Source organism: Salibaculum halophilum (genome assembly GCF_002094885.1).
GTDB classification, from domain to species: domain Bacteria; phylum Pseudomonadota; class Alphaproteobacteria; order Rhodobacterales; family Rhodobacteraceae; genus Salibaculum; species Salibaculum halophilum.
In genome coordinates, this window is sequence record NZ_MSIT01000021.1 from 29881 (window position 1) to 40136 (window position 10256).

General features: G+C 64.2%; 11 protein-coding genes and 1 pseudogene. 4 read left to right on the plus strand and 8 right to left on the minus strand.

The window, feature by feature from the left end; translation table 11 throughout:
* Window positions 1-15: 15 nt before the first annotated feature.
* Window positions 16-978: a M14 family metallopeptidase gene (locus BU124_RS11925; RefSeq protein ID WP_084863807.1), complete on the plus strand. Its 963-nt coding sequence runs from the start codon at window positions 16-18 to the stop codon at window positions 976-978.
* Window positions 979-1032: 54 nt separating this feature from the next.
* On the opposite strand, the gene BU124_RS11930 is transcribed toward BU124_RS11925, so the two are convergent.
* From BU124_RS11930 to BU124_RS11945, 5 genes and pseudogenes are all read right to left on the minus strand, one after another.
* On the minus strand, window positions 1033-2568 hold the full coding sequence (locus BU124_RS11930; RefSeq protein WP_179141910.1) for an ABC transporter substrate-binding protein: 1536 nt from the start codon (window positions 2566-2568) through the stop codon (window positions 1033-1035).
* Entirely contained in the window at window positions 2556-3029 is a 474-nt protein-coding gene (locus tag BU124_RS14810) for a hypothetical protein (RefSeq protein WP_179141911.1), read from the minus strand. Before BU124_RS14810 ends, BU124_RS11930 begins: the two co-directional genes overlap by 13 nt.
* 205 nt (window positions 3030-3234) lie before the next feature.
* Window positions 3235-3372, minus strand: a pseudogene (locus BU124_RS15175) (hypothetical protein); the annotation flags it as partial.
* 73 nt (window positions 3373-3445) lie between these two features.
* Complete coding sequence (gene tnpB / locus BU124_RS11940; protein WP_218775103.1) at window positions 3446-3676, minus strand: IS66 family insertion sequence element accessory protein TnpB; 231 nt, start codon at window positions 3674-3676, stop codon at window positions 3446-3448.
* A 38-nt stretch (window positions 3677-3714) separates the two neighbouring features.
* Window positions 3715-4116 (minus strand): transposase, encoded by a 402-nt coding sequence (locus BU124_RS11945; protein ID WP_143529974.1) that lies wholly within the window; start codon window positions 4114-4116, stop codon window positions 3715-3717.
* A gap of 239 nt (window positions 4117-4355) precedes the next feature.
* On the opposite strand from BU124_RS11945, the gene BU124_RS11950 reads away from it, so the two are divergent.
* Window positions 4356-4592 carry a type 1 periplasmic-binding domain-containing protein gene (locus BU124_RS11950; RefSeq protein WP_245831688.1) on the plus strand — a complete coding sequence of 79 codons (237 nt, stop codon included), beginning with the start codon at window positions 4356-4358 and terminating at the stop codon, window positions 4590-4592.
* A 152-nt stretch (window positions 4593-4744) separates the two neighbouring features.
* Here the strand turns inward: BU124_RS11950 and BU124_RS11955 are convergent, their stop codons facing one another.
* The 3 genes from BU124_RS11955 to BU124_RS11965 are packed head-to-tail and all read right to left on the minus strand — an operon-like array spanning window position 4745 to window position 8190.
* Window positions 4745-5716, minus strand: a complete 972-nt coding sequence (locus tag BU124_RS11955; protein ID WP_084863810.1) for an ABC transporter permease — start codon at window positions 5714-5716, stop codon at window positions 4745-4747.
* The gene (locus tag BU124_RS11960) at window positions 5713-7233 is read right to left on the minus strand and encodes a sugar ABC transporter ATP-binding protein (RefSeq protein ID WP_084863811.1); all 1521 of its coding nucleotides are present in this window, start codon (window positions 7231-7233) and stop codon (window positions 5713-5715) included. The genes BU124_RS11955 and BU124_RS11960 overlap by 4 nt, the downstream gene beginning before the upstream one ends.
* A 45-nt stretch (window positions 7234-7278) precedes the next feature.
* Complete coding sequence (locus BU124_RS11965; RefSeq protein WP_084863812.1) at window positions 7279-8190, minus strand: substrate-binding domain-containing protein; 912 nt, start codon at window positions 8188-8190, stop codon at window positions 7279-7281.
* Window positions 8191-8307: 117 nt separating this feature from the next.
* On the opposite strand from BU124_RS11965, the gene BU124_RS11970 reads away from it, so the two are divergent.
* Window positions 8308-9765: a xylulokinase gene (locus BU124_RS11970; protein WP_281250901.1), complete on the plus strand. Its 1458-nt coding sequence runs from the start codon at window positions 8308-8310 to the stop codon at window positions 9763-9765.
* A 210-nt stretch (window positions 9766-9975) separates the two neighbouring features.
* Window positions 9976-10256, plus strand: a 281-nt coding sequence (locus BU124_RS11975; RefSeq protein ID WP_281250899.1) for a methyltransferase family protein, incomplete at its 3' end; no start/stop codon positions are given.

Consider the following 10256-nt stretch of genomic DNA (forward strand, 5'->3'; position numbering starts at 1 on the left):
TTATGGGGTTTTTGTATGGCCGCCTACCAGATTGACGAACTGTCGCGCGATTATCTGAACGTCGAGATAGAGCCGCCCGACATCACGCGCTTCGCTGCCGGGAACCGCGGGGTTCCGTATGCCTGGACTTTCGATGGACTTGCGCCCGGACCCAGGGTTGTGGTTCTGGGGGCAATGCACGGCAACGAAATTGCCGGCGCCGCAATCCTCGAAAGTCTTCTGGACAATGGCATTCAGCCGCTTGTCGGGCAACTGTCGCTGATATTCGGCAATCCGGCAGCCTACCATGCGTTCGACCCGAGCCGCCCCTACCTGGGCCGCTTCATCGATGTCGACATCAACCGGGTGTGGGGGCGGGAACTCGTGGATGACACCGATGATCGCGCGGAGGTTCAGCGAGCCCGTGAACTGCTGCCCATCATAAGCGCGGCCGATTATCTGTTGGACTTGCATACAATGCAGGGCGTTGGAGCGCCGGTCGCCCTCTTGACCAGGAAACCGGCAACGATCGAGTTCGTTTCCGGAATGCAGTCGGTGCCATTCGTCTTGAGCGGCGCAATGCACCAGGCAGACCGGGTGCGACTGCGCGACTACGGCCGTTTCGGCGACCCCACGCGCCCGGCCGTCGCGATCCAGGTCGAAGCCGGGCAGCACTGGCAGTCGAGCTCCATTGCCACCGGGCTGAAGATCGTGCGTGATTTCCTGGCCTGTGCCGGGTTGATCGACAGAAAGGGCCCCAGACAGGCAATTGGTCAGAAGAAGCTCACGATCGTGGAAACCGTCTTGCCCGAAGCGCCGTTCTCCTTCGTGGCCGACTTTGCCAGCGGAACCTATTTCCCCGAACGCGGCACTCTTGTTGGCCTGTCAGGACCCGACCGCACCGAGATCCGCACGCCAGTGGACAACTGCTACATGATCATGCCTGTCCACTTCCGCCAAGCCGGTGGAAGCTGCTGCCGTTTCGCTGTCGAGGCATAATAATCAGAACGCGCCCCGCGTGGTGACCCGGGGCGCGCCTTCCGTTCTTCTGGGTCAGACGTTGTTCGGACCAAAGTCCAGATACGGCAACTCGTAAGGTCGCCAGTCAAGGTCCTTCGTTTTTCCGTAGAGCCAGACTTCCTGGAACAGGATGGCGCCCATCGGGTCATTCGTGCCCCATTCGTCCATCATGGTCCGGAACGCCGCCTTTCGCGCCGCAGGATCAGGGTCGGTTTCCAGCACACGTCCGGCGGCATTGAAGTCTTCGTTGACCCAGGCCCATCCGCGCCCTTCCATGACCGGGGGGCGGAAAAGTCGCCAAAGGATCGTGGCCGGGTCCTGCCACACCATGGTCGCCGACATGTTCCGTATCGAGTGTTCGCCCTTGGTGATCTGGCTCCAGTTTTCGCGGATCTGCAGATCGACATTGATGCCAGCAGCCTTCCACATCTCCCGCAGAACCTCCGCAACGGCCACTTCGCTGTCGATCACGTTAGGGAGCAACGGATAGTCGATGACCTCTCCATCATATCCCGACAACTCCAGCTCTTCCTGCGCGCGCCCCAGGTCGAACACGGGTTTCGGGTAGTCGGCATCATAGATCGGGCCGAAGCCGGGCAATTGCAGTCCGTTGGGAACACTCGCCCGCCCGGAGAAGAGCGCGTCCGCAATCAGTTGCCGGTCGATGCTGAATGTCAGCGCACGGCGGAAGTGCTTGTTCTTCATCATCGGATGCGCAAATTCGCCTTGATTGAAGATCAGAATTCGCATCTTGGCGCCAGGGCCGCCCACGACCTCGATATCGTCATATCGCGCGATGGTGTCGATCTGATCCGGTGGCACGACGGTTATGACATCGAAATCGCCGGACGCGAGGCCGGCGATACGGCCGGCAACCTCCGGAACCTCAACGAACCGGATCGACGACAGGTTCGGCGCGCCGCGCCAGTGGTCGTCGAACGCCTCCAATTCGAAGGCATCCGTATTGAGCGCGGTGACACGAAACGGACCTGTCCCGACCGGGTTCAACGCCCAGGCAAGGTACGAATCCGCCTCCTGATACGCTCGCTTGTTGACGATCTCGCCGCTCCACATCGCGAAACGCTGTTCGATCAGCGGGTCGACACCATCCATCGTGATCCGGACGGTCAGGTCATCGACGATCTCGACGCGGTCGATGTTCGAGAAGAATTGCGACAGCCGCACCGGGCCGTCGCCCTCGCGCCGTTCTGTCGAGAAAGTGAAGGCGACATCCTCGGCGGTCATCGTGTCGCCATTGTGGAACTTCACGCCCTCGCGCAGGGTGAAGGTGATCGTCGTGTGATCCTCGATCTGCCACGATGTCGCGAGCCCGGGGCCAGGCCTCATGTTGTTGCTGAAGTCCAGCTCGATCAGCTTGTCGAACACATTGTATGTGGTCGGCACGGTGTAGTCTGCCGTGTCCCGTCCCGGGCTGATGTTCTCTGGCAGGCGCTGAACGCCAACGGTAAGCGCGGGGCGTCCCTGAGCCCAGGATGCACCCGGAAGCGCACTGGCAGCTGTTACACCGCCCAGTGCTCCAAGGAATTCACGCCTTGCTAGTGTATACATTCTTTCCTCCCTGCTTGCTGGTCTGGCGACCCAGAACCTGGAAGAAGCATGCCGGATGCAAACAAACATTGCAAGTTAAAGTATGATTGTATTGTTTGTCTGTTTACAATCATTTCTCGGCCAAGGAGCCGAGTGATCTTGACCTGAGCTTCATCCGCCGTGTGAGTGTCAGCGGCATTCGATCCGGGTATGCCCAAGTCCACGACTGCCCGATGACCGCGCAGTTCGCCGCCCGGCTGCAGCGCGTCATCGGACGCGGTCTGCTGGTCCCGCCGCTTCTCGACTTCGGCGACGGCCGTCTCGCTCGGCAATATCTCTCGGATCGTCGCCCGCGGTCGCTCAAACCGGTGGCGCAACCTTGGCGACCGATCCATCGGCTCGCCCTCGACGGCCAGCTGTCGGTCGTCCGCGTCGAGCTTCTCGGATTTCTTGCCGTGAACCACATGGTTCAGCTCGGCCACCAGGTGCTCGAGACGCTTGACGACCTGCTGCAGGCTGGACTTCTCGCCCTTGAGGTTGCTGTTCTCGCGCAGCAGTGCGGCGATCGCATCGCGCTGGTCCTCGGGGATGGCCGAAAGGTCGATATCAGGCAGAGCCGACCAGAGCCGACATGCGTGAAATATACCCCGAACCGACTGGCAATGCGCGCCAGATCAGCCGCCCGATTCATTCTGCCGCAGCCGGCCGGCGCGCCTCCAGCACCTTTACCCGGCGCCAGTCCAGGCCGGCGAACAGCGCCTCGAACTGCGCCCGGTTCAGGGTCATCACCCCGTTCCGGATGGCCGGCCAGGTGGAGGTCGTTTCCTCAAGGCGCTTTTAGGCCATCACCAAACCATTCGTCGGGGAAACAGTCCCCCGGACTGTTTCCTGATCCTCCTCATCGTCCCAGAACAGGATCTTCAGCCGAGCCGCCCGCATTCACCATTGTGCTTGCACCGTCGCCAGTGGGTTCTCGAACCAGTGGCGCACCCACTGACGCCCGCACGAATGGCCCATCGCGGAACACGAACACAGTGCCGGTGAACGGATCCTCCTTCAGCACAGACTGAACCAGCGCCGCCAACCCGTCATGGCCCTTTCCGAAATCCCACGGCTGCGTCGTGCCCATGACACGGGCCTTGTGCGCGGGCAGCATCGCGCGTGCGCTCAGAGCGCCCGGACGATCTCGGCGATGCGAGCGGCGGGCGTGTCAGCCTCGAGCTGGATTACCACCTCGCCAACCGCGATCCGGACATCGCGTCCGGTGGCGCTGCCATACGCGTCGGGCACAGACCCCTCCGCATCACAGACCACGAGCGGCGCGAACACCGCCTGATCCCCATCGCGCTCATCGGCCGGCAGGACCAGACCGCCGTCCTTGGCCATGCGCCGCCAAGCCGACAACTGGTTCGGACGGATGCCGAACCGCGCCACTACGGCGTTGACCGCTGCACCAGGCCGAAGGGTCTCCACGACAACCCGCGCCTTCACCTCATCCAGCCAGCGTCGTTGCCCGGACGCATGGATCTCTACACCCAACGACCTGAGAAACGCGTTCTTCGCACACATTGCGAAACGCACTCCCGGCCTCACGACAAGAACGGTCTCGCATTGCCCGGAACACCGTGGAAGGTGGAAGCCAAGTCGCGCTTACAAAAAACCGGGTTGGTCATTGGAGCAATTGCAATGAATTTGCGTCTTGTCTCGTAGAGTGTGAGTTCAATGACCCCGTGTACATGCTGCCGCAGCGAATGACGGCAATGCGGGTTGCGACTGCAGCGACAGAGTGACGTTGCGAACGGCAGCAATTGGCCGGTCGCTTCTATAAGAACAACCATGACGTATCATTCAGCACACTCGCCAAAGGCTCTGGAACCAACATCTTCGACATTGGGCACGGCAACTGGAACCGCGACGACAGCTTCAACCTGGTGCAGGACTTCCTATCCAAGCACGAACAGATCGACGCGGTCTGGGCGCTGGACGACGATATGGCGGAGGGCGTTCTGGCCGCCATCGAGATGACGGCCGTCGGTCTGACGTAGAACGCGCCGGTGTCCGGCACTTTCACCCTCGGGTTGGGGCTGGCGACCAAAGAAAACGCAGAGCAATACTTCTACCCTGACAGCCCATTCTGATCCTTGCCCTCGAAGTCGGCCCGTCCAATGTGGCGGGCCGGCCATCGTCGCTTTTCCGGCTATCGGCGCACCAGGCCGTCCCGGCCCAGGGCGCTCAGCCCCACGGCGATCAGGATGATCGTCCCGACCAGGACTTCGCGCACGTAGCTGTCGACACGCATCTGCGTCAGACCGTTGTCGAGCACCCCCAGCACCACAACGCCAACGAGCGTCGCCAGGACCCTTGGCTGCCCGTCCCGGGTTAGCGTCATGCCCAGGAAGACCGCTGCGATCGCCGTCAGCATCAGGCCGTCGCCCTGTGTCGGGTTGGCCGAGGCCACCCGGCTTGCATACATCAAGCCCGCCAGCGCGGCCCCGACCCCGGTGAAGGCGAAGGCAGTCAGGCGCAGGGTCCGGACCGGAACACCGGCCAGGCGGGCCGCCTCGCGATTGCCACCGATGGCATAGAGGCGGCGGCCATAGGTCGTCTGTTCAAGCACCACCCAGACGACAAGCACCACCAGGGCGGCCACGATCACGAGGTTCGGCAGCAACAGCACGCGGTCATCCACGCTGGCCAGAGGTGGTCCGCCGCGCGCGAAATCGCCAAAGGGCGCGGGAATATCGCGCCCGAAGATGGTCCGGCCGTCGCTGATCAAGAAGGCCAGGCCGCTGAAGACGGTCAGGGTCGCCAAGGTTCCGACAAAGGGCAGGATTCCCACGAGACTAACGATGATCCCGTTGAACAGCCCACCCGCCAGCCCCACGGCGACGGCCGCGGCAACGGCCGCCGGGATCGACCAGTCCTGCACGAACAGCGTCGCGGCAACGATGCCTGACAGCGAGGCCATGGAACCGACCGAGAGATCGAAGTCGCCCATGACCATCACCACGGTCATGGTGGCCGCGATGACGGCCAGCATGCTGATTTGCTGGCCGATGTTGAGCCAGTTGCGCAGGGTCAGGAAGGTCTCGGGCAGACTTGCGGCAAAAAAGACCACCACCGCGATCATGCCGAAAAGCCCGCCGAAGCGTCGGATCAGCCACATCATGCCACCTGTTCTGTCTTGTCGATGTGATAAAAGCGCGCAAGAAGCGCGGCCTCGCTCAGACCCTCGGCATCGAGGGTCTCGGCCACGCGCCCGTCGCGCATGACCGCGATGCGGTCGCAAAGCCCGATGATCTCGGGCAGATCCGAAGAGGCCATGAGGATGGCAATGCCTTGGGCGCTCAGGCGGTGGATCAGGCGGTAGATCTCGAATCTGGCACCGATGTCGACGCCGCGCGTGGGCTCGTCGAGCAGAAGAACCCGGGGGTTTCCGGCCAGTGCCCGCGCGAAAAGCACCTTCTGCTGATTGCCGCCCGAAAGCTCGCGACAGCTCTGGTCGACCGAGGCGGCCTTGAGTGTAACGGCCCGCCCCAGATCCCGAGCCAGCCGGCGCTGTCGGCCGTGGTTCAGAAACAGCCCTGCCCGGGCCAAAGCGCCCAAATGCGGCAGCGCCACATTTTCGAAGATTGCCCGCCCGAGCATCAGACCCTGCGACCGGCGCTCGCGTGGGACATAGGCGATGCCGTGGCGCCAAGCCTCGGCGGGCGAACCGCGCACACGCACCGCGTTGACCGCCACCGTTCCCGCTTCGGCCGGGATGGCGCCGACGATGGCTTGCAGCAATGCGCCGCGTCCGGAGCCAGCCACCCCGGCCACTCCCAGGATTTCCCCGGCCCGAACCGACAGGTCAGCCGAAATCACGCGTCCAGCCCGCAGGCCGACGACGCTCAGCACCTCGGGGCCCGGGGCCTGGTCCCCGTGCCGGTCCGGGAACAGGCCGCTGAGGTCCCGGCCCGTCATTTGCTCGATGATGGTCTGCTGGCTGGTCTCGGACAGCGGCTGCGTCGAGACCCTGTGGCCATCGCGCAGCACGGTCACCCGGTCGGCCAGCCGCAGAACCTCCGGCATGCGGTGCGAGACATAGAGAATGCCCGCCCCCTGCCGGGTCAGGTCGCCGATGACATCGAACAGGCGCTCGGACTCCTCGGAGGTCAGCGCGGCCGTGGGTTCGTCCATGACATAAAGCCAGGGCGCGCTCGGGCCGTCCCCGATCAGCGTTGCCGCGATGCGCACAAGCATCTGGTCCCCCGGGCCAAGGTCCGACATCGGCCGCCTGGGATCGAGCCTGCCCAGGCCCAGCCGCCCCAGCGCCTGCGCCGCAGCTGTGTTCAGCGCGCGCCAGTTCACCAGCCCCAGCCGCCGCGGGTACGGGTGGTCGAGGTGCATGTTTTCCGCAATCGACAGGCCTGACACCGCGTGCAGCTCCTGGTGAATGAAGCGCAGGCCCGCCGCCCGTATCGACGCAGGGCTGTTGCGTGGCAGCGCCGTGCCGTCCAGCGCCAGCCAGCCTGTATCCGGGCGATCGAGCCCCGCGAGGATACGGATCAGCGTGGACTTGCCGGCGCCGTTTTCGCCCATGAGCGCATGAACCTCGCCCGAGCTGAGCGTGAGACTCACATCGTCAAGCGCCGTCACGGCGCCAAAGCACCGCCCGATATGGGTGAGATCGAATTGGGTCATGACGCCGGGCGCGGCCCCAAAACGGGGCCGCGCACCCTTTGGTCCTTAGTCCGCGTTCGCGGAGGTGATGAGTTGCGTCGGAACGTAGATCACGCGCCGGACAAGGTCCTCGCCGGCCAACAGCCTTGCGACCGTATCCGCGGCAGCCGTGCCGATGCCTTCGAAGTCCTGCGCCACCGAAGCCTCGAAATTGCCGCCCGCAGCGATGGCGTCGCGGGCCTGCGGGTTCGCGTCGATCCCGGTGATCACGATCCCCTCGTCATCGCGGCCCGCGGCCTCGATTGCCTGCAAGGCCCCAAGAGCAGGCTGATCCCAGGCGGCCCAGACCGCCGCGATGCTGCCGGGCTCGGGATTTGCGCTCAGGATTGCTTCCATCTGCGCGCGGCTGTCCGCAATGCCGCCATCGCTCACATCCGGCGTGATACGGTCCAGAATCTCGATATCCGGGAAGTTGCCAAACACCGCATCCGCAACGACACCTCGCACCTGAACCGGCGGAAAGGGGTCGAAGGTGAACATGACGACGCCGCCTTTGCCACCGATCCGATTGGCGACATAAACGGCCGTCTCGGCGGCCATGGCATAGCCGTTCGAAGTCACGTTGGCTGCCACGAGAGGATCGCTGCCCGCGTCCATGCCCACCACCGGAATGCCCGCGTCCGCGGCCGTCTGAAGGCCCGCGCCCACTTGGGCCGGATCGACGTTTATGACGATGGCATCGACGCCCTGGGTAACCACGTCTTCCATCCGGCTGATCACGGCGGCAACATCCCCGGCGGTGTCGATGACATTTAGATCCCACCCGGCCTCTTCGGCGCGGGCGGTGAAGCCATCCACGTAGAACTGCGTTCCCGGCTGCGCGAGATAGGGCGTGATGACAGCGACGTCCTGGGCCAGGGCCGGTGCGCCAAGGCCCATGGCCATGCTCAGGCCGATCAGTGTTGAACGGAATGTCATACAGTGTCTCTCCCTGTGGTATTGACTTATTGCTGAGCGTACCTTGCGGACGGACCGCTTGGATGTCCATAGATACTGACAACAGGAGGGGCCGTGGCCGCCACGCAATCAGATCCCGTGCTCATAGGGCTCGATATAGGCACCAGTTCTGTCAAGGGGCAGATGACCGCGCCGGGCGGAGAATGTCTTTCGACCTATTCCGCCCCGTGTCTGACGACTCACCCTGCCGGAGGAGGGGCGGAACAGGACCCTGCCGACTGGATGCGGCACGTCGAGGCGGCGCTGGCGCGTTTTGCCGCACATCCCCGCGCTGCCCAGGTCGCCGCGATCGGGGTGACGTCGCAGGTCAACACGCATGTGTTCTGCGATGCGAATGCGCGTCCCCTGCGCCCGGCCATAACGTGGCAGGACACACGCGCCGCGGTTCAGGCGGCACGGCTGGACGCGGCGCTCACGCCTCAGGCCAAGATTGCCGCCCTCGGTGCCCCGATCCCGATCGATGCCAGTCACGCATTGTCTCGCATGGCCTGGGTTGCACAGTTAGAACCCGACCTGTGGCAGGCGACAGCCCATGTGCTGCTACCCAAGGACCATGTTATTGCCGGTCTGACGGGCGAAATCGCAAGTGACCCGATCTCGGCCGTCGGTCTTGTCGGGACAGACCTGACATATGCGGGCGCCATTCTGGACCTCTGGCCCGGGGCCTCGGCAGTTCTGCCTCCGCTGGCTGACCCGCTTGATATTGTCGGCCGGGTAACCGCGGGGCATCCCTTCGCGGGCACGCCGGTGGCCTTGGGCACGATGGATGCCTGGGCCGGCATGTTCGGTCTGGGGGTCGCGGCCGATAGGCAGGCCTTCTACCTGTCGGGCACGAGCGACGTTCTCGGGCTAATCTCGAGCCGTGGCACAGGGGCCGCGGGGATCGTCACCTTTCCCGAATGGCGCGGGCTGCGGCTGCACGCAGGGCCGACGCAATCGGGCGGTGCATCGCTTGACTGGCTTTCACAGGTCGTTGGTCAGGAGATCGATGCGCTGGCGCGGCTGGCCGGGGACATCGCGGATCGGGGCCCGCTGTTCCTGCCACATCTGCAGGGCGAACGTGCGCCACTCTGGGACAGCCGGTCGCGCGGGGCCTTCTGCGGCATGACAGGCGCGACCGGCCCGGACGATCTTGTCGTCGCAGTCATGGAGGGCGTCGCCTTTTCGGGCCGCATGGCGCTCGAGGCGGTGGAGACCAGCGGTGCGCAAACCGTGCAACGGCTGCGGTATGGTGGCGGGGGCGCGCGCTCCGATGCCTGGAGTCGAATTCGCGCGACGGCCCTCGGCCGCAGCCTTGACCGGGTGGCGTCCTCCGATGTCGGCGCAGTCGGCGCCACGGTGATGGCGGGCGCGGCGTCGGGCGCGATGGGCAACCTGTCGGATGCGACAGCCGCGCTGGTCTCGCTGGATCGGTCCTTCGACCCGGACCCCAAAGAGGCCCCCCAGATAGAAGAGCGATACGCGGCCTTTTGTGAGCTATACCGGGCGCTTGGCAAAGTCAACGATCTGATCAACCCGGTCTCTGACGACGGCTGATGGCCAGGCAAGAGGCGGATCCCCTCCGCGCTGCAGGCGGCAGTGGCCGAATATCCATTCCTCTGGCGGGCCGCGTTCTCCATGCACTTGCTGCATGGCGGCATCGTTAAATAGACATTTTGCAGGCGCAGCATACGCCGGGACGAGGGTCAACCGACGCAGAACGCGCCGACACAAAGCCCGTACCGAAAGAGCACTCTCCTAGCACTTATGAATAACATCCGCCGTCGCGGTCTTTCACTGTCCGAGCGTGTGGCCCACTTGCAGGACGCCCTAGGCATCGGCCTCGAAGCGACCAGCGGCGCGGAAGCAGAGCTGAAAACCGACGGTTTCTACCGGTGGTCGCGCAATCCGCAATACTTCGCCGATATAGGCATCCTGATCGGATGGGCGAACTTGTCCGCCTCTCCCAACGTAGGGGGCATCGCGACTGGCGGCGTTGTTGCTTTTGCGCTCGCTCCGGCTGCAAAAGAGCCGTGGCTTAAGGGGGG

Coding starts and splice junctions, on each gene's coding strand:
- BU124_RS11945 (WP_143529974.1), bottom strand. CDS start 4,116: ATGTGTGCGAAGAACGCGTTTCTCAGGTCGTTGGGTGTAGAGATCCAT.
- tnpB (WP_218775103.1), bottom strand. CDS start 3,676: ATGGGCACGACGCAGCCGTGGGATTTCGGAAAGGGCCATGACGGGTTG.
- BU124_RS11930 (WP_179141910.1), bottom strand. CDS start 2,568: ATGTATACACTAGCAAGGCGTGAATTCCTTGGAGCACTGGGCGGTGTA.
- BU124_RS11965 (WP_084863812.1), bottom strand. CDS start 8,190: ATGACATTCCGTTCAACACTGATCGGCCTGAGCATGGCCATGGGCCTT.
- BU124_RS11955 (WP_084863810.1), bottom strand. CDS start 5,716: ATGATGTGGCTGATCCGACGCTTCGGCGGGCTTTTCGGCATGATCGCG.
- BU124_RS11925 (WP_084863807.1), top strand. CDS start 16: ATGGCCGCCTACCAGATTGACGAACTGTCGCGCGATTATCTGAACGTC.
- BU124_RS11960 (WP_084863811.1), bottom strand. CDS start 7,233: ATGACCCAATTCGATCTCACCCATATCGGGCGGTGCTTTGGCGCCGTG.